This window comes from Nostoc edaphicum CCNP1411 (genome assembly GCF_014023275.1).
GTDB lineage: Bacteria > Cyanobacteriota > Cyanobacteriia > Cyanobacteriales > Nostocaceae > Nostoc > Nostoc edaphicum_A.
The window spans coordinates 1-21218 of record NZ_CP054693.1; the positions used below are offsets into that span (position 1 = coordinate 1).

The following is a 21218-nucleotide window of genomic DNA, read 5'->3' on the forward strand; positions in this document are numbered from 1 at the left end:
GCTAGTAAAAACTAAAGCCTCGCCTTAGCAGCAACGAGTTCGGTCTACGCTCCGCGTCGCTCACAGGCTAAAACCACGATCCTGCTGTCTGAGCTTTTGTTGCTCCTCCCTGAGATGAGCTTCTAGTTCCTGACTCCAATCGGGATTATGGGTTTTGAGCCTTTTACCCTGTGGCAATAATTCTAATACTGCACTAGCTGCGTTATTCCCTTGTTCATCATTATTGAATGCTACGACCACCCTATTGAAACTCTTGAGAAATTCCATAGGTAGGTTATTCGGGTCATCAGCTACTATCAACATGGTTCTAGTTGGTGGTAGCCCCTTGCAACTTGAGATCAGGTAGGTGGCTGCTGACATTGCATCAATTGGTGTAGAACACAAAAAGACATTTTCTACCTTGTCCGTTGGTTGCCCTCCCAATCTCAGATAAAACCAACCATAAGGTGTAGAGGTGTTTTGGTCGTACTCCACAGTGCGATGATTTTGCCTTGGCTTTGACCAAATTAATGCGCCAGTTTTTTCACCATCTAAATCACGCTTGATAAACAAAATATTTCGTTGCTCATCCATGTAAAGCAACTGATTATTATGTAATCCTTGCGAAATATAATCTGGTATGTAACGTTTCTCGCTTAAGTACTTGTGTAACACTTGCCAAACAACTGTATCCTCTGGTGGTGGAGTGAACTGGGGCTGTTGCTGTTTGCGTTCAATCTCTTGAAAGAGTTTTTCTAACTGCTCAACTGGGAGTGGTTTAACAGGTTTGAGCAGCAATTCATGAATAGGTTCATCATCACGTTCTGTTTGGTAGTCAACGCCAAGATGTTTTTGCAAACCAGGGGAAAGTGTAAGCTGCACCTAGTTGTGTGCCACTAAAAGCTTGCCCATCTTTCTCATAAGAAATGCCTTTAGACTTCCCATTTCTGGTAAATCCTGTTCTGACGCTAATTCCTGCTTGCTGCAACCGCATGATCAGCGTTGGCATTTGGGGATTATCAACTCCGGCTCTATCAATCGTCTGCTGAACTGACTCTTTAATGATGCGCTCTGGTGGGGTATCGCGCTTACCCGATGAATATTCTTCTTGCTCTCGCCGGATACGCCTGATTTGCCCTGTGCTGGGTGTGCGATTCAGTTTCTCTCTGCTGCCCTGTACTTGGACTAAATCATAGTCCTGCTCAATTTGTCGCAGAACTTTTTCAGAGCGCACATAATCCCAGGAATCATGCACTACTAGCCCTGTATCCATCCTGATTCTGCTGGCTGCAATGTGAATGTGGTCGTCGTCGGTGTTATGGTGGCGAAAGATGACAAACTGATTGGCATCAAAACCCATTTCCTTCATGTAGCGATCGCCAATCTCGCTCCACTTCTCATCATCTAATTTATCGTCTTTAGCTGCTGACAGTGAGACATGATAAACAACTCGGTCTGCATCAGAATTTAGTTGTCGAGACAGCTTAAATTCCCGCGCCAATTCACGCGCATTTCTCCCACTCATATTGCCGCCAATTAGTTTGGCATCTTCGCGTGATTCTAAATAATCCAACAGCTTGCGAAAACCTCTACCCTTAGTCTGCTTCCCAATCATCCTCTTCGTCTTCTTCCGAGTCGTCATCATCAACATCATCAGAGGCAATGTCTCGCCTGCACTGATGCAACAGTTCTAAAAGTTCTCGTAACAGTTCTGGATCAGCAGGTAAAGTTCGCCCAATTTTTAGCGCTGTGTTTGTAGCTTTAACAAGCTGGTTGAGATTGTTCCCAATTTGTCCTAACTCCCAATATGTTTGCAAGCTAATTTTACTTAGTCGTTTTGGCAATGGACGCATCAACGTATTGCGCCTCATCAGTTCACTCGCTGACATCCCCGCATCAATTGATTTTATTCGCAGCAGATCCAATTCGATGTCGCTCAATCTCACTGGAAAAATATGCTTTCGGACTAGAGCTTTTGACTGCTTGCGGTTCGCCATAAATCGAGAAGATTGAGGGACATTGCGAGGGGGGTTTTTCAAGGGGGGTTTCCCCACTTGAACCAGTCTGCCGTTCGAGCGCAGCGAGACAAAGCGTAAGCTTTGAGGCATGGCTGGCTTCAAGCCCATTTTCGGGGGTATATGAGGTATCCCTGGCTACGTATGTACGGAGGGCAGAGCAGGGGGCTGAAGGCAGGAGTATAAAGGCGTAGCCGTGCTGCTGATCATCCTACAACTTACAGGGGAGGATAGCAACGGCGTAGCCAGGAATTTGAGATAATCAAGCAGGAGGTAAATTCTGGTTTGGCGTAGCCACAGCACAAGAGATAAAAACAGCGTAGCTGCTATATGAAAATTCTCTGATTCAGCGAAGCTGCCACACAATATAATAGTCCGGCGTAGCCGTAATACTAAAAAATTATTCAGCGTAGCTGTTTTAAGTAAAATTATCTGATTCAGCGTAGCTGTAATAGCCAGATTGTTTAGCATTAGCTTGAATAAGACTACCAGCGAAGCTACAACACTAAAAAATAGTTTGGCGTAGCCGTAGTACAAAAAGGTAAATCGGCGTAGCCTCAATAGCCGATTTTTGTAGGATTTTGAAAACTTTCTTGGTACAAATTATTTCAAATAGCCGATAATTATCAGTTAATCAGAATTCACGAGATAACCATGAGTGAACATCAGAATTCAGAAGTGATTACGAAGGGCAAGATTGATAAGGCTATCAATCTACTTAAGGAGCAGAAACCGAAAGAGCGAGAGGACATCTCAGACAGAGACGCAGTTCGGAAAATGAGACGGTACATTGAAAAACTGACCTCTGATAAGTATGGCTACAGTTATGATGAAGTGTCAGAGATGCTGAAAGGGCTGGGCATCAATTTGAGTGGTGGCCGGATTAGGTATTTATTAGGCGAGTTGAAGAAAAGCAGCCGTCGCCAGAAAAAGACATCTTCAAGCGATGATAATAATCCGTCATCAAATCTGGCTACTTCAACTCAGTTAGCAGTTGTAAATACTGCATCAGATAAAGCTAGTAGTGAGCCGGATAAATCAACAGTTAATAGTGCAAAGGGCAAGAGACAAAGTAAAGAGCCAGTAGCACAGCAGCAACAGCCTGAATCAAACCTGTAATTAGAAAAATCCTATGAATATAGAATTATTAATTGGAACATGGCTGTTAACTGGAAGCATTTCTCTAAACGCCCAAATTAAATTTATCGGTGATGAACCAGATCCGAATGGTGTCGAAAATTGGTTGAATGGTAACAGCAATAATTTAATTGCTCAGGTAGAAGCAACCGAAGGACTTACTCTAACTATCTCGTCAGATGGTAAATTCTTTGAAGAAAGAACAGGCGAACCAAAAGTTTATTGGTATGACAGAGAAGGGGTATTGGAGTCTGAAGTTATACCGTTTAACGGTCATCTAAGTTTCTATGACTCTAAAGCCTTCTTATTGCTTGATGATCTGGTATCGTGGGCTGTACCTAGCGATGAAGTTAATAAAAAAAAGCTCAGATACGATGATGGTGACACGAAAATAGCTGATAGCATTGAAGTTCAAGGCGAACAGCTTATACGAACCATCTCAGTAGTAACGGATGAACTTTACTTAGATAGAGTGATTATCGTATACAAAAAAGCAAATAAGTGAAGGTATGCGCTAGCCACTTTTCATCGTCATCTAAGTCAGCCAAATTTTTATTACTACCGCTATTAAGACTATCTACATAGCAGGAGTAATATTTTTTCTTTCCGTAGCCCAGGCAGCAACAACATAGAAACAATGGCATCCTAGTTTTAGTCTTTAATCAGGTCAAGTTAGCCACATAATAGGAATCAATATGGGAGAAGCTCAAAGGCGTAAAAAGTTAGACCCCAATTGGGGTAAATCGGGAGGATTTAAAAAGTCAGACCCCAATTTGGGTAAATCCGAAGAATTTAAAAAGTCAGATCCCAATTGGGGTAAATCCGAAACATTTTATCATCCCAACAAACCTAAAATCACCTACTTGACTGAATCACATCCCGATTATCAAACCGCCTCTGACATTAAAAATGCTCACTATGCTGGCAAAACTCGTGTTTACCTTGTTCGCTTAGATTATGACGATGGTGAGTATTTTATCGGCGCAGTCAACACATTCTTAGTCGGTACTGAAATTACAGTCAACGCCATCTGGACTCCCTACCCCAACAGCCAACGCACAGGTCTAGAAATTCTAGACAGTATCCGTCGAGATATTGGTTTAAAAGCTAGAGACGAAATGTTTCAGTCCGATGCTGTTCTGATCGACTTTGAATCTGAATAAATTTTTTAGCAGTTGGGTACTGGTGATGATTCTGATTCAGCAATCAACATCGGGAAGTATGTACGGGCTAACCACTTTTCATCCTCGTCTAAGTCAGCCAAATTTTTATTACTACCGCTATTAAGACTATCTAATAGCAGAAGTAATATTTTTTCAAACGTAGCCCAGCCCTCGAAGCATTACAATTCTCAAAGCTTTAGTTTAATTAGACTGATGACGTTCACCTATTCTCTATACCCAGATAATTGGTCAGAAATTGCCACGGAAGTTAAGCAACAAGCCCAGTGGCATTGTCAAAAATGTGGATTACAGTGCATTCCCCCTGGTGAAAAAACATCACATATAACACGCTCAAAACGCAGCGTGTACACCCTACAGGTTCATCATTGGGACAGAAACCCAGCAAATAACCACAGAGGCAACCTTATAGCTCTTTGTAGTGCTTGTCACCTTTTATACCATAGAGGAGGTAAATCAAATGTTTCACCGGGGCAGCTATCTTTGTGGTAAATAAGTCATGGATGATGATACTCAAGAACTAATCGCAATTCAGCAAGAACTTTCAGGAATCAGCGATCGCCTGAGAAAGATTTTTCCGTCAACTCATCCCCAATTTGACAACGTGTTTGAAGACGTGGGTGCAGCTGGATATTACATTCAAGAAGCTGGTTATCGTCTAGAATCAGTTCTTATGACTGTTCAAGGTGATAGCGTAGGTTCTACGAGTGATGCAGAGATTTCAGAAACTGAAATTGAGTAAACTTCAGTGGGCAGACAACTCAGTACAATCATCAGTAAGTCAGCCCTAACTTGAGGGCTACAGAAGTGTAGAACTCGCCGCATCGCCCTAGTACTAAAAACTTGGGCAACTTCTGCCATTGACTCTAACAGGTGATCTGGTGATGACTCCGATTCAGCAATCAACATCGGGAAGTATGTACGCGCTAACCACTTTTCATCGTCGTCTAAGTCAGCAAAATTTTTATTACTACCGCTATTAAGACTATCTAATAGCAAGAGTAATAATTTTTTCGCATTGCTGCCAGCCTCCCCAACGCTGGGTAAATCGGCTCAATCCCCGGTTAAACCTGTGATAAACGTTTCAAAGTTCTTGACAATGGTTGTTACCTTATAGTCGTTCTCTTGATCAACGTGAGCTACTTCCGGTTCGCCATTTTTGCCGCACTTGCGATAGTCCAGCATAATCAAATCGTGTCCGCCTGAAGGCGTGTCACAGATATAAACCCCAAAATCGGGATAGCCCCACTCGTTAATCCAAAAATGGTTGCCATTATTTCCGCACAGAGCAAAAGCTGAACTGTCAACACCAATCCCAAAAATTCCTTCTATTGCGATTCTATCTCCCCAAATAGTTTCCTCAGTTGTCGCAAAGAAAGTTTTATTGGGTATGCCTCCGTTTCTCGTCTTCATTAGTTCAATATAGGACTGGGGTAGTTTGAAGCCAAGCTCTTTTTCAACTACTTCAATTAAATCGTAGGTAACTGGTGCGGATTGATATTTTTTGGCGTATTCGTTATCTGACCAGAAATTATTGAGGTCGCAGTCGATAAAGTATTTGTTCATATTTCAAGAAACAATTGATGTACGGACAACAAACTTATCGTTTAATTACCAGTTGGATGGATATTGCTTTATTTGAGTTAATCCTAGAGTAGTTAAAAAACCTCGTTCCAAGTTTTCATCTAGAAAACCAACCCACTCAGAGGCATACTGAACGGGACGCTCACTCAATGATTAAGTACACAATCATCATTATGAGCATCTTTTACTACTGAGCTTGTCAGTAGTAATGATTTCCGATAAATTTTATCAGGTCACTGTCGGGTTAGTTACGGCTTGCATTGGGGCAAAGTCTGAGTAAACCTCAGTAGGCAGACAACGCAAGATAATCATCAGTAAGTCAGCCAAAACTATCGGCGTGCAGAAGTTAAAAACTCGCCGCAGTGCAGTATTAGTAAAGATTGTGGCAACTTCAGCGACGTGTTCTAAGGCATCTTCTGGTGATGATTCTGATTCAGCAATCAACATCGGGAAGTATGTACGCGCTAGCCACTTTTCATCCTCGTCTAAGTCAGCCAAATTTTTATTACTACCGCTATTAAGACTATCTAATAGCAAGAGTAATAATTTTTTAAAGTGCTGCCAGCCCCCCCAGCGTTGGGTAAATCGGCTCACCCATCCTTGGGTAGTGTCTATGATTTTGGCTATAGCCTTTTGTCCAATTTTCTGGTGTGACTGCCAAAGCTGGGTAAACGCTTTGACGATGGCGTGTCCCGTCTGCTGATCTCGGCTACCCGCTTCGGTGCATAGAGAGCAGGCATCAACAACCTCTAATTTCACTCCCTGGTAATTCACGATCGAGGAAACTAAGGTCATAGTCAGCGCAGAAGTAGAATGTTAGCTCCACATTGGGGCGACGATGAGCGCGTAATCGCCCAATCTCTTGGATGATTTCTGCACGGATCAGGTCTGTGAGATACTTTTGGAAAGCGCTGTTTTTATCTTCCAGGTTGACTGGTTCACCAGTCATCACCTGATATTGTGCGGCTAAAACACCGATGTTTTGGTAGGGAATGCCGAAACTTGCGATCGCATCACACTCACTAAACCTGTTAACACCACGCCCATCGACAAAGTGACCGTATTCTGTGCGGCCCTCGGCTTGGGTTGCAATCTGTTTCCAATCGATAATGCCAAGGTTGGGGCAGAGTTTTTTCAAGGTTTCTTTGAGGGCATTAACACGAGCGCTTAGTGGGAGAGAGCGATTTTTGGGCAGTTTACCCAGCCCATTAACGTTGACGACTTTTAAATTGTCGTAGTCTGGGCGTTGTTGCTCAATGGTTAACACAGGGTCATCAATGCCCAATTTGAATTTCAACTGGTGAGATTTGAAAGTGGCATCAAGATAAATATTAAAGTTCGCTGATTTGGGCCAATTCAGTATGTTTGGGGTTTCGGCGGTAAATGCTGAGTACACCCCACCCTGACTGAAAACTACCGTCACCCTTCCAAGCTTCCAGAAAGTCAGGCAACCAGTAATTAGGCAAGTCAAGAAACTCCCTCCCGGCTGTTCGTGCGCTGTCTTTAACTACCTTTTTGGCAGCATAACGAGCCGCAGAGCTTTTTTTGAGTTGTTTATCTTGGGTAATATCAATTGAGTCCAAGTCTTCTAAGAAAGTCAAATCAGGTTCTACAGTTTGCTGAATCGCTTCGATATCTAAGCCTGTGGGGAAAGGGGGCAGCAGCGCACGGATGCTGGCATCATCAAATCCGTAGCGGTCAGTAGGTTTAATTTGCTGAGTAAGCAGTTGGTGTAAAACTTTTAGTGCAGGTTGCAGCTGTGATAGAAGATTTGGTTCTAACAGTAGCAGCTTGCCCGACAGTAGTTTCAAAATCGCCTCGGTTCACATCAACCGAACGCACGGGCTTGATGAGTGTACCAGCTTCTTCCCATAACCGCCCAACGGTGAAAGTTTGGTCAGCAGCATTAGTTAAGGTGACAGGTGTAGAGTCTGGGTGCGCTCTGAGTTCGGAGTAATTTTGAATAACTGTGCGCTTTTTGAAAGCGGAATCCAAAACCATCACCACTAGCGAAACGGCACTGATTCTTAAGGGAACAACCGCCACAGATGGGGCTGATGCCACTCTCTTCAAAATCAAGGCTGCTAAAATTCTTGCTGCGAAATGCGTTAAATAAGTAAGTTCTGTGACAATTCCCATCAGTGTCGGCAGTCTCACCCGCTTTAGTCCACAGTTTAAAGTCCTCACCTGTAGGAGTTTTGCGGGTGGGGTCTAGTTTAAAGCCGTTGTGACGCACTGGCAGGTCAACAAAATTCGTCTCAATGGGCAGTGTGGATGGGTTTCTGTGGTTGGCATCCTGGTAAATTAGTTTATCAACATCGAATAAAGGTCGCCGTCAGTTGCCCCGCGTTGTAAGACTTGCCCAGTCCAGGGTGAGAATTATCTAAAATTTGCTTCCAGCCCTTAGAAACAGCTTCCACCCATGCGGCAATGTGTTCTTCTGGCTGGCAGGAGATAGAGATATTGCCTGTAACTTCAGTTATGTACGGGATATTGCCGGGCTTGTAAATAATTACATTGGGCGAAGGCGTGTCAATTTCGGGTAAGGGCTTGCGTGTTGGTGGGGCTTTAAATCCTTTAAATATCGAACTAAATGGAGCGATCGCTTGCCTTAATAAATTTTGGAAGCTGCTCAAGTCCTCTCTGACTCGCCCAAGTTCCCATTGCTCACGGCTAATCAGCCCTTTGTCACGTTGATATGGTTCATACTGCGGTTTAGGGAACCGAAAGCCATACTGTTTTGCAATGTGAAACAGTGTACCGATTGAGATTCCCCCACGCCGGAAACTGCGAATCTTGGCGCGAATGTTCCAAGTTGAACCCTTTATGCTGGGCGACCACTGCTCGGCGATGATTTCCGCATCCGTTGCCCCATAATGGTTAACCAGTGCCATCAACACCTGACGGCATTCGTCGTAGTTGCCGCTTCCTGGGGTACGTGGTGGGATGAATGAAAGCGCGTTCTGGATTAGCTGGTCAATGTCCCAGCCTTCAGCGAGGGAAATATCACGCCACTCTTTACGCCGTGACTCAATTTCTTGGATTCTTAGCTGATACTCAATACGCTCTTGTTGCGCGATCGCAATCGCTTCCTGAATCCATTCTGCTGGTAAAGTGGCTTCAGGGTTGACTAGCGGGAATTCGGCCTCTGTGCTGCCGTAGAAAACACGACTTGCATCTTTACAAGCTGGGTCATGCGGTAACTGCTGCATGAGGAAGCGTGTACAAGCTTCTACAGTATCAGCACCCTGAACATATTCGGGGAGAAGGAAAACCAACCGGAATTTATGCCACTCTGGTTTATGGCTGGCTGTGGTGTAAATTAAAGCACAGTGTTTTTTAATGAAGGGATGGGCTAGGGCTTCTTCGATCGTTAATTGGTGATCGTAAACTTTGATATAATTCCCGTTTTCGTCCTTGATTGGTTTGTCATAAGCATCACGGGCGATATTAGAATTATCAATGTCGAGTAGTAGCCACTGAGAACCGATTATATTGGCCTTACTGCGCCATTTACCGTTTAACAGTCCGGCACAGATAGCGTGACCTGCTTTAATATGTTCTTGAACATCGGCTAGAGTGCCTTCTACATCAATGAAGTTACCGGCCAGCTTCTTAAAGTCCCAGTCTTTGTTTCTGCCAGTGGCGTTAAACGCAAACTTGATTATGCGACTCTCAATCAACTCAAGTTTTGTCTTTACAGCAGAATTTGCCCCTTGAGCATCTGCTGATTGCGGCGATACTGAGTTATGAGATTGTTGTAATGGTGACATGAAATATTCCTCCTGAAGTGTGTTGGAGGAATTGGAGCTATCCCGAAAGTAATCTTCTAATACAAACGTTCAGAAATGTAAAAACAGAAAAATCCTAAATTGCTCTTTCTGTCTGGATTGCTGGTGTTACAATGGCTTAACACCTTGAAAGGTTTGATAAGATTACTATTAGGGATATTAATTAGGCTGTCACACCCGATAACCCCAATTCCACGTGAATAAAAATCAGAAAACCTCGGTATCCCAACGGGACACGGGGTTTTCACCTTTTAGCCTATCTGTACTTGGCTAACCAAGCCCTGACAAACTCGGTTACTTCCTCCTCTTGAATAACAAACGCAGTACCTTTTCTCCTGAGAGCCAGAATTTTCATACTTCCCACCTCCGAATAAAGATGTTCATTGTGAGTATTAGCCGCCTTGGTAGGAGGCCATAAGACCAAAACTTTTGCTGTGGGAGTCTTTTGAGCTTCACGGGAAGACATCAAAAACTTATCTCTGTTCTTGTTGAGCCACTTCTCGTAATCTGCTAACTCAACAAGTGGGCAGGGTTGCCACAGTTTTAGTCCATTTTTGTCTTTGCGCTTGACTTGTAAAACCTCTCTAGCTTCGTTGTAGACAATTTCTCTATCTCCTTTTGAGCGAATGGAGATAAACAGGTGAGTTGTTCGTGGAAATCTAATAAACAAGTCGATAGGGTTGTTGTCTTCTACTGGAATTACCGGGAAGACTTGTACATCTAGGCTTTTAAACTCATCAAAAAGTAAGGTTCCTAATTTTTCCAACCGCGCAAGTTTTTGAGTTACCACCAACGGCTTGTAAGCCAATCCAAAAAGAACCCAGCCAGCCGGATGAATTATGCCTCCTGTAGCCAGCGCAGCAGCACCAGCCGCTAAAGCTTGAGTGGACGCATAGTCTTTCGCCTCCCTAATTTTTTCAAACGCCGCTTCGTTGTGCAGTGGGAGTTGAAAATCGCTTGTTAGGTCTTTCACTGTTAACATTGGCGACATCAAAAAATAATGATGTGAAATAGTACTAGCTGCTCGATTTTGCCTTACGGGGCTAACGTGCCTATGAGTTTACGCAAGAGTAGTTCACGCTACATCTTTCACTGTAAAACCTTTGCTACACCACTGAACTAGCAGCCATCTATCAGATTCTTTGTCTAAAGCTGGCTTAAGCCGGAAAGCAAAAAAATCTTCCCAAGCCTCTATACCGTGTTTTGTAACGAATTGTTTTTCAACTTCTTTAAAGCGTTCCCAGTTGCGATCGCTGATCGCGGTCAGCATTGGGATTAATTCGCTTACTGGTATCTGAGTAGTTGTTTCACTCATCTGGGTGTCCCTCAAAAATACAAATAATTGGTAAAGGTTCTATCTTGGTATCAACAACTTTAACTAATCGTATTCCCCTTTTTCTGCCTATCCTTTTGCAGTGTTGCTCTGAAGCAGCAGGCAGCCAATATCTAGTCTCAGCTAGTGGGTCAAATTTGCCCTCAACACGCTCTATATCGTCGTTTGCCTGATTTCCCTCGGTCAGATTCCCTCCTTATTTTGTTTTTTGTACGCGATCGCTGACTTCTTCTGGTGGAACCCACTCGATTAACTCGCTAGGCTGAACGCGATAAGTGTCACAAATTTTGTTCATCGCGGTTACGTGTGGTACTTGCCAGGGATTGTCATACAAAGCGTAAACTGTGGTTGCAGATAGCCCTGTATCTTTTCTGAACTGATAACGGGTAATGCCCCTATCATCAACAAACTGCTTGATTTTATTCCTAACTGGCATCAATAACAAGTAACTGATATTAACAGCTAATTCTGTTGCAGTTTATCAGCATTTGAAAGATACCATTCGGTTGATAGCTAGCTTTACTTGACATTATCAGGTGGTTGATATTAATATATTAGTGTCAAGGTTATCGATACGTCAATAACTTAAGGCAGACGCAAGTAAGACCCAAGCGCAAAACGCTAAGGCGACTTCCTTTTGAGGGTTGCAAGGGTTGCAAGCGCTGTTTTGAGAGCATTCAACTATTCACAGCAATATCTGCATTGCGTCCGTTCATTTTCTGCGGTCGCGGTAATTGTGCGTGTCTGCATCACGAGAGAGGATTCATGTATATCAATTTACGCAACTTAGAGGCAATCAACGAACTACCTTTTGAGAGAACAATGCTTAATCAAAATCAATTACGAAGGTTAGAAGCAATAGATCGCTGGCTCATAGAAATCCGAGATTCTGAGGAATTCAGCCAACTGGAATATTCCCCAGATGTGATGCTAGGAGATGCAATTCAAGCAGTAGGCGAACTACTTGATTTTCACGTTCCCTATGATTCCAAGCCCTTGAATTTTACTAATGAAGAGTGGCATTCATATCTAGAACAAAAGCCAGTAATGCACATTCGCCGTGTGAAAACTTGGCGTGAAAAGATTAACTCATTCATACTTAATGGAGCGTCATCAGTAGCAATTGTGAGCTTGGTAACTACTAGTTTTATGGTAGTTGGTTCTATCTTTTGTCACGGGTTTGACCGGATTGAGGAAAGTAGAGGCGAGGAATATCAACCCACATGGATCTACAACGCCAAAATTTTTGAAGGAAGCGCGATCGCATCTATCGCGGTTTTCTTGGGTGCAAGCTTAACAGGCGCGTGTGTCGCGGGAGATAAAAATGATGATTGATAAAGAGCTTGTAGGATGCGTCACGCTATTGAGCCAGAGCAAAACTTACTGGATTAATGGAACGCTGTACAGATATTTAAGGCATCACCGTGCCAAAACGGGAAAATCGTACGCTAAGGAATTGAGACTAACCTGAATGCTATGAAAATCCCTTGTTTTGAGCAAACGGCATACCTCTATTCTTCATTTTTGACTCGAATTAGGAACTTCCAGATGGTGCAGAGTAGTACCAATACTCTGCACCAACAAAAAAATTAACACCTCAAATCTAGACAGGCAAAGACGTTCAGCCTTAGCGTACGATTTTCCCGTTTTGGCACGGTGACGCCTTTAACAAGCAGTGACAGTATCAACCACACACAATATTATTTCCGTCCTTTACCGCGTCAGTCTAAGAGCGCTGACTTAAAGCTCAATCGTGACAAAGTGCTAAGGTGTTGTTATGAAATTCCGAGCTTATATAAACAGCACACAGCAGAGATAAATAAGAACTCAATACAGTTGAGTTTGTTCTAACCCTTTGTAACATCTATTACCGCGCGTCGCGGACAAAGGCTTTGGTACAAGCGCGTCAACTAGTCCAAAAGGGGCGTATTCGTGGGGGTAAACGAGAAAGTGTCAGTAAGTCTTAAAAGCTGACAAACCTTGTTATTACGTGGTTATAGCCTCGGAAAAGTAAGTTCTTCGTGATTTGTCAGATTTATTTTCCAAGGTTATTGATAGCCGTCAGCTAACTGCTCATATCAAATAACTGGATTCAACTAATTACATACATCAAATACCTTGGACTTATCTGGAATGGCAGTTAATTTTATACACACTTAAGCATTAACCAGGAGAAAATGTGGCGACGAAAGAGTATATAGCTAAGTATCGCCAGTTGAAACAGATTTACGAGCGCGAGTTAAACAAACAGATTGCTGATATTACTTGGTATCGAGTTGTAGCAACCTTAAAGCAACACTTCAGTTTTGAAGTACAGGCAGTTGATGCTCAAAAGATAGTTGAAGGTTTCGCTGGACTAAAACGGCGCTACGGCAGTTTTACGGGTCGTGGTGAGGGGTTTACGGAACGCTGGCAAGCATTTAGACATTTCTATGAGTTAGATGCTCACTACTCAGGCAGACAGTTTTTAGAAATTCTTGCAGACTATCTAAAAATCAATCTTGACGATGTACCACGCAGCACTCGTTACTACTGGTTTGAAAAAGCCGGACTATCTTTGAAAGCTGAAAATACTTACCACTGCAAGGATTTAGCCCTTGTTGCGTTTGTTGCTGCTAAATGGGCAATCAACAGACGAACGCAGCCCATGAAATCCGCAACCATCGAAGTTTTAACACTAGCCCTATAAGGAGCAATCATCATGTCTGACAAGTTTACTAACAATGTCCGCGCTCGTTTGTACAAACAGGGTTATCAAGGATTTACCAAAGATGATTACACGTCAGCAGCGATCGCTGTCGAGTGCGATGACCTTAACAATCCAACCAAAGAGCAATTGAGTCAAGCCGTTGATTATCTCAAAGTCAAATCGACAAGCCAATTATCTGTAGTTGATGAACCCGTTGAAGAAACGTTTCTAGTAGGGCTAGAAGATGCACAACCTGACGCTGAACTTGATAACAGTCAGCTTACGGTCGCTTCCCAAGAGATTAACAGCATCACTGTAACTAGTGAAGATAAGCGTCAAATTGTAACAGCCCAATCATCGGCGCTGGGGTTTGAGTTAACCGAACAAGAAACATTGAGCATTGCTGAAAACGTTGACGACACTTTTACTGACTACAGCCAATTCATCAGTACTGTAACGGCTGCAATCAAGAACTACGTTGATCAGAAATTTGATGTTATTGAGCAATCATTTGAGACTAACGCCCAAGACTTGCGAGAACACGTCAGCAACAGAGCTTCTAGATTGAACCAAAAGGTTAACAACTTCTCAGGAGACATCAAAGCGGATATGGGAGTCATCCGCCAAAACATTAAAAGCACCCAATTCTCAATCCTCGCAAGGCTCAACGCGGCTCAATAGCGATAACTTGACGCTGCTTGAGTGCTTGGGTATTCGGTGGGTGAGAATGAGCTACTTCTCAAGAATTGCTGTTAGTTTGGGTGCGCTCGGTGCTGTGATTTTACCCTTGTATAGCTGCTTGTATCTGCCAATGCTAGAGCAATCAAGCTATCAGCAATATCTCAAACGAAAGTCAGCTATTGAGCAATATGTAAGACGAATGGAGTATCACTGCAACCAAATCTTTACCCCAGAGAAGGAATATCGCTGTGAAAAGTTCAATGAAGCTAAAGAATCTGGTAACTTCCAAATCACGCCACCTAGAGCGCCAATTAAAAACTAAATTTAACGCATCTACTAACTTAGTAGTTAGAGCGCTAACAGGTGATAAATCAGCCCTGAAGCTGATAGGACAAATGGGTAATGACGGGGCGAAGATTAGCGAATTCGCCCCACAGGTTAGAGAGCAGATGTTAGCTGCTATCAAAGGGACTGAGGACTTAAATATAGTCCTAAGCGACATCTACAAACAAGCTGGTGTTAGCGGCGAAAAAATTGAAAGAGCAGTGCAGTCAGCGATTTTAGCTGATACTCATCTAGCTAACATCCTAGAAGAGATGAAGCTTGATTTCACTTCATCCAAGGAGAAAGAAGCCCTACGCCATCAACAAGCAACAGACCATCTATTGCTCAAGGCGTGGGTAGATAAACACATGATGCAAGTTGACGGTGAATATAAGATGTTGCAGGCGGAATTGCAGACAGATATTAGACAACAAACAATTGACCTACAACATGATAAAGAACTGGGCAAGTATTACTTAGAAATGGGTGATAACGCTCGTGATGATTTCAAGCCTAAAAAGCAATATGCTGGGCGCTCGATTGTACAAAAAATCAAGGATGCCCTAATAGGTTTTTGATAACTAAACCCGTCAGTAACTTTAGCCGAGCGCTGACGGGTTCGAGAAATAATCTGATACAGATATGACATACGACATTGAGGACGAACAAGAGTCAGTAGTAAGCGAAATCGCCCCAGATACGCCGTTACCAAAAGACTTGATAGAACACCTGGAATCGCGCAAGCAGCACCGCAAAGACGTTATCAATACAACTGAAAAATTGACGAGATTCTTTGTCGGTTGGTCGCTAAATTCTACGGGATTCTTTATAGCTAAATATCTCTTAATAACTGGCGGTGGCGTTAATCTCTGGTTGGCAATTTCACTCTCGTTTTCTATATGCAGCGTTGGCTCTCTCGCGGGGCTAACGGGCTTGAGAGTTAATTACAACAGTGACGGACTAGAGGTAGATAATATGCAAAATGTTTTAAAAACTGCTGGGGGCTTGGTGTTTGCAGGTATCACAACTTGGTTAGCAGTCAAAGACCATCAATATTTTGAGAATTTGACTAAAGAAACAGTCACGCAGATTAGCCAAGATATTCAAACTATTGAAAAACAGAATCCGCAATCAGACCCTTGGGTAAGTATTGCAGTCGCGTTGGCTTTATTTATTGGTTCTATTGCAATTATTTTTAAGGGGCGGGGATGAAACAAGGTGTTTTCGAGTTAGCCCTGGCTGGTGTGTGTGGTGTAGCTGCAATCATCGGGCTGGCAACATCGCAAACACGCCAGCCTTACGATTTGACACAGATTCAGTTCTGCCCAAGGTCAGCAAACGGCGTACACAGTCAAATAGCTTTGGATAAGCGTTTTTGCAACCAGCCGCGTTTTGTCCTTACTGAAGAATGGCAGCGCTACGGATTGTATGGCAGCATCATTCCCTACAAGGGCGATGCCATTCAATGGGTGCGTGATTTGCCCACAGATAACCCTAATCAGTTGCTTGGATATGGAATTGCGGTTATTGGGCTATGGGGTGTCGTGGGTTGCTTGCTCGTGCGTTCGCAACGCCTCAAGCGCACGGATTACGAACTGGGCGAACTTGAAAAGACTTACGACTATGCAACTTGGCAGCATAATTTGTACAAACGTGAAATTAAGCAGCATTCGACCCAGCTTTATACTGAGCGCTTAAAAGATGGGCTGTCAGGACTGGACACAGAAGAACGTAAAGCATTAGGACTGACCGATGAGGAAAACGAACGGGCTAAGGCACGTATTCAGCTAGAGGACTTTATGAAAGCCCGTGCTGTTAATCATTCTGTGATGGATAAATCCATTGCTGACAACCTACGAGACAAAGCTAAAGCTGACCAGGAACGCAGCAAGATTGAGGGTAAAACCAAAAGCGCGATCGCAAACGGTGACAATCATCCTTTGACTGACCAACGCCTCATCAGTGATTTAATCGAAGCGCTCAAGAATCATGAGTCCGGGTGGCTGTGGAAGATTATCGATAATCAAAAGCCCGTTTGGGTGTTAGGAGAAGCTGGAAGCGGTAAATCTACCCTAGCAGCTTCAATTGTCATGCTCAGAGAATATCTGTTTGATATGCCTTTGTATCAGCTTATAGACGCGCACTCCGGGGAAAATCTCAGAAACGCATGGAAATACTTAAGCCCTCAGTTGATAGCGCAAACAGAAGAAGAGATTGGACTTGCTTTTGATGATGCTCGTTCACGCTGGCTAGACAGAATCAATAATCAACCTGAAAAGCGACCGCAACAGTTACTAGTTGATGAATTCACTAACTATTCTGAGTCAGACATTACAAAGGAGCCTGCCAAAAAGTTTGTTAAAGCATCTCTTAGTGACCCTAGAAAAGCTGAAGAAAGATTAGTCTGTATTGCCCATTTCTTCACTAATACGGCTGTTGGTGGAAGTGATGGAACTGCTAAAGGTAGAGCCAGAGGTACTATTCAAATTGACCGCAAAACCGCCGATGGTAAAATACCTTTGAAAGTTGCAATAATTAACGGGTTAAACAATGAAGAAGGTGATGCCGAAGTAGATAAAAAGGTTACAATTCCTGGTTGGTTGACACCTGAAAAAATTCACAAACATTTCAACGGTCAGCCAATTGATTTTGATGATTAATCGCTGAGAAACATTTCCTTAGTTTGCTGAGGGTATCGCCTCATTGTCTGGCTTAAGTTCCTGCCCTTTGAGATTCGCCCTCTGCTAGAGAAGCGGCGAATTCCCCCAGTCGCTCGTCTACCTCTTGGCAAGTCCGCGAACGCTAGAATCAATTTTGTGGGTAAATCTCGACAAATCACTAACACCTGTTGCCCAATCGTTGCTGCAATACGCCCAGAGCGCACCGTCAGAACATCAGCAGTCATTATTGAGATACAGCCCAACTTTAAGGTAAAAGGTCAACGGTTCAGTTCTCTTGAATTGAAGCGACTGTTTAATGAACTGGTAGAGGCGAGTCTAGCCGTCTGGCTGGATGCTACGACTATCGAAATTGCCCCATAAAGACAGACCAAGATTTCGGACAGGATTAGACAGAATGCTTATGGAACAATGGAATTAGGCAGACAGGCTGCAATACAGAACCCAAGACTAAGACAGAAAGCCCCCTCAGAATCACCGGGGGCTTTCTTGTTAGCGCTCACCTATCAAATCAAACAATGTCAGTAGATGACTATTACCACTACAACACACTCGTGGAGCTTGAAGAGAAAATGAAAAAATAGCTGATTTTAAATAACAGTCTTTTCTTGTTCCTTAGAAACTGGCATTAAAAACAGTTTGGGGAATAAAAGCCCAGAACGATTTTTGTAGTCATCAAACTCAGAGTAACGAGATAAAGAAGAGTCTTTCTTAAGCATATTTGGAATAAATATCATGCTGATAAAACCTCCGAGAATCAAGAATGGGAGCCAGTGTTGAGTCAGCATAGCGAAAGCAGTATAAATCAATACTTCTCCCAGATAATTTGTATTGCGGCAACGAGCAAAGAACCCTTCTGTTATTAATCCCTTCTGATACTTAAGGGTATAATACTTCTGGGTATCGCTAGCAAAGTGTAGAAAAACACCAAAGATATTCAAGGAAATAGCTACTGCCACTAGTGGTAGTGGTGGTACTGTGCCACTACTAATCAAAATAAAGGGTGCTATCCAATATAAGCTCACCAGAATAAAGCCGAAAATGCTCTGTGGAATAGATACGAATTGCTCCCATTGTTTGTCTGGAAATAGCTGGTCTTTTAGTAGCCACAGAAAGCCATAAGTACTATGAAGTGCTAAATACACCCAAGGCCCTAGAGTGAAATTCTGGTAAACAAACATAAGTCCTAGTATGAAAAAAAATGTTAGTCCTTTGTGGAGATTGATGGCATACTTGGCTTTCATTTTTGGATATTGTTCTCTATTGATTTTTATGTCTTTATTCTCAGTTACTTCAACTTTTTTTGCTTAATACCCATAAAGCGCCTTGCCAGGGTGGGGTTGACTGACGCTTGTTGAGCAGGACTACTGACTAGTTGGGAGCAGCTAGCTTTTGCTCGTTCTCCAATACCGGGAAGTACTGCCGAGCATTAAGGGGTTTCTTCCACCCAGTCAACTCAAACAGGTACTCATCAGGGTCTAGGTTAAGCATCGTTGCCCATTGATTGATTTGACTGCCGTTGATATTTATCCGCTCACACAAAACCCAGACAACTAGCGGGTGTTATCTCAATCGTGGTTGGTGGTAGCAATTGCTGGCGCATCCAGGGAGAGCGATCGCTTTTAATCGGCAGTCATTATTGAGATACAGCCCAACTTTAAGGTAAAAGGTCAACGGTTCAGTTCGGAGGAGTTGAAGCGATTGTTTAATGAGTTGGTAGAGGCGAGTTTGGCCGTCTGGCTAAATGCAAATACTATTGAAATTAGTGAAAATCAGACAGACGGACAGAACGGACAGAATTAAACAGAAAGCTTATACAGCAAGGGATAGACCAGACAGGCATCTAGACAGAATTCAGACAGCAGACAGAATCTAAAAGCCCTTGGTGCATTACTTGGGGCTTTCTAATGATCCGAATAATTCACAATTCCGGAATTATTCAGTCAGGCTCAGGCGCATTCATACTTTTTGGAAATAAATTCAATAATAGTTTCTAATTCACTTTCCACATTTGACGATAACAAAATACGTGAGTCAACTTCAAAATATTTATAAGCAAGTTCCATTTGTTCCCCTATAACAAGTCTATAATTTGGGTCTAAGTCTCTCCCCTTATTATTTTCAATTGGAATACTTTGCTCAATTTTAGTAGTTAAAATTACATCATAAGTTGGCAACCAGTTTTTAATAGTTGATTCCAGAGTATGAAAAGCTGGATTTGTTTTGGAATCTGCTGTTCTATTGAACACTGCCATTAAATACACCCAAGCATCAACAACTGGTCTATCCACTAACACAATTGAGGAATGGTGTGCGACGGCAATCTCTTCCGCAATTTGTGTTGTAACAATCCACAAGGCACTTTCAGGTGTATGATTACGCAGAATCGGGAGTGGACATCGAACAGCTAAGTCTGTAACTATTATTGGATGCCGTCCTAACATTACAAGTTTATCGGACAATTGTTTTAGAAAGGTTGTTTTACCAGTGCTGTGAGCGCCACTAACTGCAATTTTCACTGGTTTTAGCAGTTTCTTCTCATTCATTGTTCACAACCATCCAAGACTGTCGACTGTCGCCTTATTTTTGCTGCTGGTAAAAACATATTCAACCTTGATTCGTTAGATAGTGGGGTCGCTAAAAGACTCAGGATAACCTATAGGCGCTCGTCCATGTTGCCCCTTAAGGTGAGGTAAACCTCTATCCCATATCTGAAAACCAAGTGTGTGCTGTAGATGATAACGTTTTTGTTCGCCTAGACCTATTGTCCAAACGTGATGATCGTCTATTTCAAAATCTGTTTCATAACCATACATATTTAGTAGCGTAGTAACTTCTTCTGTAGATGGAATTTTATATGCAGCAGTACACCGTTTAACCTGATGCTGGGGACAAATGTTACATAGTTCTGGAATACCGTAGTGACCATTATAATCAGGTAACTCATGGGCAAATGACACAGCACAAGATGTCTTGCGAAATAATGGTGTACTGCCGCCAAATTCATTGTATAGCTTCAGTATTCGCGCCTCAGTTTCTGCTGGAAGAATCTTACGTCGATGCGTTAACTCATATGGTATTTTGATGCCCTCTTTATCAAAGTAATTCTCCTGCTCCGGCCGATAAAATAACCCTGTGTATGCAATAGCATCTGCTTGCTCTGCAACACTTAGCGTGTGGCGAATAGTTTCTTCGTCATCGTTCCATCCAGGAACGATAGGCCGCCAGTACAAAATAAGTTTTGTTCGGCGTTTCTGCTTGGCAATAGTCTCAATTGATTTCCGGGTAATACTGTGTGACAAAGGCTCGATTTCACCATCAGGAAGACCAGAATAAGTAACTAACAAAGTAACACGCAGGTGACGGAGTGATTCCAAAAGCTCCATGTCTTCTGCTGTGACTTTGTAGCGAGTGATGATCAGCATAAGATTTGTGAATGCTCGTTCATCTAGGAGCTGAAGAACTTTGTGGGTGTGGAGACGAACGTCAGGTAAGAAAGGGTCTGTAGCTCTGTTAAAAAGTTGCAGTGGAGTAAGATGCGGGATAAAAAACTGATGACTAACAAGGGTATTAACTGCCTCTTCATCAGTAGCTAAAATTGTAGGTTTTTTCAGATCAAAGTTATCAAAAAAATGACGAACACAGTAGGCGCAGTTGAGAGGACAACCTACAATGTGATTCAGACTTAGACCTGATTTACGATAATCTACAATATCGAGCAAAGCTGGGTGTAAAGTTATGTTGTCTATTTTAGACATAGTTGCTTCTAGAAAATTAGCTTACAGCTTAATCCGAGTATAAGGTTTGACATTAATTTGTTTCTTGT

General features: G+C 42.8%; 27 protein-coding genes. 12 read left to right on the forward strand and 15 right to left on the reverse strand.

Annotation, left to right across the window (positions count from 1 at the left end; genetic code table 11):
* Positions 1–60: 60 nt before the first annotated feature.
* The 3 genes from HUN01_RS35005 to HUN01_RS00015 are packed head-to-tail and all read right to left on the reverse strand — an operon-like array spanning position 61 to position 2087.
* On the reverse strand, positions 61–861 hold the full coding sequence (locus tag HUN01_RS35005) for a DUF3991 domain-containing protein (RefSeq protein ID WP_238845295.1): 801 nt from the start codon (positions 859–861) through the stop codon (positions 61–63).
* Entirely contained in the window at positions 815–1594 is a 780-nt protein-coding gene (locus HUN01_RS00010) for a relaxase/mobilization nuclease domain-containing protein (protein WP_238845297.1), read from the reverse strand. Before HUN01_RS00010 ends, HUN01_RS35005 begins: the two co-directional genes overlap by 47 nt.
* Positions 1575–2087 carry a plasmid mobilization protein gene (locus tag HUN01_RS00015; protein ID WP_238845299.1) on the reverse strand — a complete coding sequence of 171 codons (513 nt, stop codon included), beginning with the start codon at positions 2085–2087 and terminating at the stop codon, positions 1575–1577. The genes HUN01_RS00010 and HUN01_RS00015 overlap by 20 nt, the downstream gene beginning before the upstream one ends.
* 561 nt (positions 2088–2648) lie before the next feature.
* Between HUN01_RS00015 and HUN01_RS00020 the strand changes: the two genes are divergently transcribed.
* The 4 genes from HUN01_RS00020 (at position 2649) to HUN01_RS00035 (ending at position 5054) form a co-directional block, all read left to right on the forward strand.
* Positions 2649–3113 carry a hypothetical protein gene (locus tag HUN01_RS00020; protein WP_069071937.1) on the forward strand — a complete coding sequence of 155 codons (465 nt, stop codon included), beginning with the start codon at positions 2649–2651 and terminating at the stop codon, positions 3111–3113.
* 13 nt (positions 3114–3126) lie between these two features.
* Positions 3127–3636 (forward strand): hypothetical protein, encoded by a 510-nt coding sequence (locus HUN01_RS00025; protein ID WP_069071938.1) that lies wholly within the window; start codon positions 3127–3129, stop codon positions 3634–3636.
* A gap of 190 nt (positions 3637–3826) precedes the next feature.
* Complete coding sequence (locus HUN01_RS00030; RefSeq protein WP_069071939.1) at positions 3827–4294, forward strand: hypothetical protein; 468 nt, start codon at positions 3827–3829, stop codon at positions 4292–4294.
* Positions 4295–4811: 517 nt separating this feature from the next.
* Positions 4812–5054, forward strand: a complete 243-nt coding sequence (locus tag HUN01_RS00035) for a hypothetical protein (protein WP_069071940.1) — start codon at positions 4812–4814, stop codon at positions 5052–5054.
* Positions 5055–5365: 311 nt separating this feature from the next.
* Here the strand turns inward: HUN01_RS00035 and HUN01_RS00040 are convergent, their stop codons facing one another.
* The 9 genes from HUN01_RS00040 to HUN01_RS00080 form a co-directional block, all read right to left on the reverse strand.
* Positions 5366–5878: an SMI1/KNR4 family protein gene (locus HUN01_RS00040; protein WP_069071941.1), complete on the reverse strand. Its 513-nt coding sequence runs from the start codon at positions 5876–5878 to the stop codon at positions 5366–5368.
* Between the two features lie 246 nt (positions 5879–6124).
* Positions 6125–6655 carry a hypothetical protein gene (locus tag HUN01_RS35015; RefSeq protein ID WP_238845302.1) on the reverse strand — a complete coding sequence of 177 codons (531 nt, stop codon included), beginning with the start codon at positions 6653–6655 and terminating at the stop codon, positions 6125–6127.
* Positions 6636–7193 (reverse strand): hypothetical protein, encoded by a 558-nt coding sequence (locus tag HUN01_RS00050; RefSeq protein ID WP_181927044.1) that lies wholly within the window; start codon positions 7191–7193, stop codon positions 6636–6638. The genes HUN01_RS35015 and HUN01_RS00050 overlap by 20 nt, the downstream gene beginning before the upstream one ends.
* A 34-nt stretch (positions 7194–7227) precedes the next feature.
* Entirely contained in the window at positions 7228–7707 is a 480-nt protein-coding gene (locus tag HUN01_RS00055; protein WP_181927045.1) for a hypothetical protein, read from the reverse strand.
* Positions 7604–8053 carry a hypothetical protein gene (locus HUN01_RS00060; RefSeq protein ID WP_181927046.1) on the reverse strand — a complete coding sequence of 150 codons (450 nt, stop codon included), beginning with the start codon at positions 8051–8053 and terminating at the stop codon, positions 7604–7606. The genes HUN01_RS00055 and HUN01_RS00060 overlap by 104 nt, the downstream gene beginning before the upstream one ends.
* A gap of 155 nt (positions 8054–8208) precedes the next feature.
* Positions 8209–9669: a PriCT-2 domain-containing protein gene (locus HUN01_RS00065; protein ID WP_181927047.1), complete on the reverse strand. Its 1461-nt coding sequence runs from the start codon at positions 9667–9669 to the stop codon at positions 8209–8211.
* 274 nt (positions 9670–9943) lie between these two features.
* Positions 9944–10669 (reverse strand): hypothetical protein, encoded by a 726-nt coding sequence (locus HUN01_RS00070; RefSeq protein WP_223278440.1) that lies wholly within the window; start codon positions 10667–10669, stop codon positions 9944–9946.
* 93 nt (positions 10670–10762) lie between these two features.
* The gene (locus HUN01_RS00075) at positions 10763–11002 is read right to left on the reverse strand and encodes a hypothetical protein (protein ID WP_181927048.1); all 240 of its coding nucleotides are present in this window, start codon (positions 11000–11002) and stop codon (positions 10763–10765) included.
* Positions 11003–11216: 214 nt separating this feature from the next.
* Positions 11217–11456 carry a helix-turn-helix domain-containing protein gene (locus tag HUN01_RS00080; RefSeq protein ID WP_109013574.1) on the reverse strand — a complete coding sequence of 80 codons (240 nt, stop codon included), beginning with the start codon at positions 11454–11456 and terminating at the stop codon, positions 11217–11219.
* Between the two features lie 329 nt (positions 11457–11785).
* On the opposite strand from HUN01_RS00080, the gene HUN01_RS00085 reads away from it, so the two are divergent.
* From HUN01_RS00085 to HUN01_RS00120, 8 genes are all read left to right on the forward strand, one after another.
* Positions 11786–12355, forward strand: coding sequence for a hypothetical protein (locus tag HUN01_RS00085; RefSeq protein WP_181927049.1), 570 nt, complete (start codon positions 11786–11788; stop codon positions 12353–12355).
* Positions 12356–13199: 844 nt separating this feature from the next.
* Positions 13200–13709 carry a hypothetical protein gene (locus HUN01_RS00090; protein WP_181927050.1) on the forward strand — a complete coding sequence of 170 codons (510 nt, stop codon included), beginning with the start codon at positions 13200–13202 and terminating at the stop codon, positions 13707–13709.
* 12 nt (positions 13710–13721) lie between these two features.
* Positions 13722–14390, forward strand: coding sequence for a hypothetical protein (locus tag HUN01_RS00095; protein WP_181927051.1), 669 nt, complete (start codon positions 13722–13724; stop codon positions 14388–14390).
* A 46-nt stretch (positions 14391–14436) separates the two neighbouring features.
* On the forward strand, positions 14437–14712 hold the full coding sequence (locus HUN01_RS00100) for a hypothetical protein (protein WP_181927052.1): 276 nt from the start codon (positions 14437–14439) through the stop codon (positions 14710–14712).
* Positions 14651–15292: a hypothetical protein gene (locus HUN01_RS00105; protein WP_181927053.1), complete on the forward strand. Its 642-nt coding sequence runs from the start codon at positions 14651–14653 to the stop codon at positions 15290–15292. Before HUN01_RS00100 ends, HUN01_RS00105 begins: the two co-directional genes overlap by 62 nt.
* A 64-nt stretch (positions 15293–15356) precedes the next feature.
* Positions 15357–15926 carry a hypothetical protein gene (locus HUN01_RS00110; protein WP_069071949.1) on the forward strand — a complete coding sequence of 190 codons (570 nt, stop codon included), beginning with the start codon at positions 15357–15359 and terminating at the stop codon, positions 15924–15926.
* Positions 15923–17374, forward strand: a complete 1452-nt coding sequence (locus tag HUN01_RS00115) for a P-loop NTPase family protein (RefSeq protein ID WP_181927054.1) — start codon at positions 15923–15925, stop codon at positions 17372–17374. The genes HUN01_RS00110 and HUN01_RS00115 overlap by 4 nt, the downstream gene beginning before the upstream one ends.
* 156 nt (positions 17375–17530) lie before the next feature.
* On the forward strand, positions 17531–17755 hold the full coding sequence (locus tag HUN01_RS00120) for a hypothetical protein (RefSeq protein ID WP_181927055.1): 225 nt from the start codon (positions 17531–17533) through the stop codon (positions 17753–17755).
* A gap of 227 nt (positions 17756–17982) precedes the next feature.
* Here the strand turns inward: HUN01_RS00120 and HUN01_RS00125 are convergent, their stop codons facing one another.
* The 3 genes from HUN01_RS00125 to HUN01_RS00135 form a co-directional block, all read right to left on the reverse strand.
* Entirely contained in the window at positions 17983–18636 is a 654-nt protein-coding gene (locus HUN01_RS00125) for a methyltransferase family protein (protein WP_181927056.1), read from the reverse strand.
* A gap of 705 nt (positions 18637–19341) precedes the next feature.
* Positions 19342–19938, reverse strand: a complete 597-nt coding sequence (locus HUN01_RS00130; protein WP_181927057.1) for an AAA family ATPase — start codon at positions 19936–19938, stop codon at positions 19342–19344.
* 75 nt (positions 19939–20013) lie between these two features.
* On the reverse strand, positions 20014–21150 hold the full coding sequence (locus tag HUN01_RS00135) for a hypothetical protein (RefSeq protein WP_181927058.1): 1137 nt from the start codon (positions 21148–21150) through the stop codon (positions 20014–20016).
* Positions 21151–21218: the final 68 nt, after the last annotated feature.

What these genes read in the sequence shown, in the direction of transcription:
- HUN01_RS00095 (WP_181927051.1), top strand. Translation starts at nt 13,722, where the DNA reads ATGTCTGACAAGTTTACTAACAATGTCCGCGCTCGTTTGTACAAACAG.
- HUN01_RS00105 (WP_181927053.1), top strand. Translation starts at nt 14,651, where the DNA reads ATGAAGCTAAAGAATCTGGTAACTTCCAAATCACGCCACCTAGAGCGC.
- HUN01_RS00100 (WP_181927052.1), top strand. Translation starts at nt 14,437, where the DNA reads ATGAGCTACTTCTCAAGAATTGCTGTTAGTTTGGGTGCGCTCGGTGCT.
- HUN01_RS00040 (WP_069071941.1), bottom strand. Translation starts at nt 5,878, where the DNA reads ATGAACAAATACTTTATCGACTGCGACCTCAATAATTTCTGGTCAGAT.
- HUN01_RS00035 (WP_069071940.1), top strand. Translation starts at nt 4,812, where the DNA reads ATGGATGATGATACTCAAGAACTAATCGCAATTCAGCAAGAACTTTCA.
- HUN01_RS00110 (WP_069071949.1), top strand. Translation starts at nt 15,357, where the DNA reads ATGACATACGACATTGAGGACGAACAAGAGTCAGTAGTAAGCGAAATC.
- HUN01_RS00080 (WP_109013574.1), bottom strand. Translation starts at nt 11,456, where the DNA reads ATGCCAGTTAGGAATAAAATCAAGCAGTTTGTTGATGATAGGGGCATT.
- HUN01_RS00135 (WP_181927058.1), bottom strand. Translation starts at nt 21,150, where the DNA reads ATGTCTAAAATAGACAACATAACTTTACACCCAGCTTTGCTCGATATT.
- HUN01_RS00130 (WP_181927057.1), bottom strand. Translation starts at nt 19,938, where the DNA reads ATGAATGAGAAGAAACTGCTAAAACCAGTGAAAATTGCAGTTAGTGGC.
- HUN01_RS00010 (WP_238845297.1), bottom strand. Translation starts at nt 1,594, where the DNA reads ATGATTGGGAAGCAGACTAAGGGTAGAGGTTTTCGCAAGCTGTTGGAT.
- HUN01_RS00115 (WP_181927054.1), top strand. Translation starts at nt 15,923, where the DNA reads ATGAAACAAGGTGTTTTCGAGTTAGCCCTGGCTGGTGTGTGTGGTGTA.
- HUN01_RS00015 (WP_238845299.1), bottom strand. Translation starts at nt 2,087, where the DNA reads ATGCCTCAAAGCTTACGCTTTGTCTCGCTGCGCTCGAACGGCAGACTG.
- HUN01_RS00020 (WP_069071937.1), top strand. Translation starts at nt 2,649, where the DNA reads ATGAGTGAACATCAGAATTCAGAAGTGATTACGAAGGGCAAGATTGAT.
- HUN01_RS00075 (WP_181927048.1), bottom strand. Translation starts at nt 11,002, where the DNA reads ATGAGTGAAACAACTACTCAGATACCAGTAAGCGAATTAATCCCAATG.
- HUN01_RS00085 (WP_181927049.1), top strand. Translation starts at nt 11,786, where the DNA reads ATGTATATCAATTTACGCAACTTAGAGGCAATCAACGAACTACCTTTT.
- HUN01_RS00065 (WP_181927047.1), bottom strand. Translation starts at nt 9,669, where the DNA reads ATGTCACCATTACAACAATCTCATAACTCAGTATCGCCGCAATCAGCA.
- HUN01_RS00030 (WP_069071939.1), top strand. Translation starts at nt 3,827, where the DNA reads ATGGGAGAAGCTCAAAGGCGTAAAAAGTTAGACCCCAATTGGGGTAAA.
- HUN01_RS00070 (WP_223278440.1), bottom strand. Translation starts at nt 10,669, where the DNA reads ATGTTAACAGTGAAAGACCTAACAAGCGATTTTCAACTCCCACTGCAC.
- HUN01_RS00025 (WP_069071938.1), top strand. Translation starts at nt 3,127, where the DNA reads ATGAATATAGAATTATTAATTGGAACATGGCTGTTAACTGGAAGCATT.
- HUN01_RS00125 (WP_181927056.1), bottom strand. Translation starts at nt 18,636, where the DNA reads ATGAAAGCCAAGTATGCCATCAATCTCCACAAAGGACTAACATTTTTT.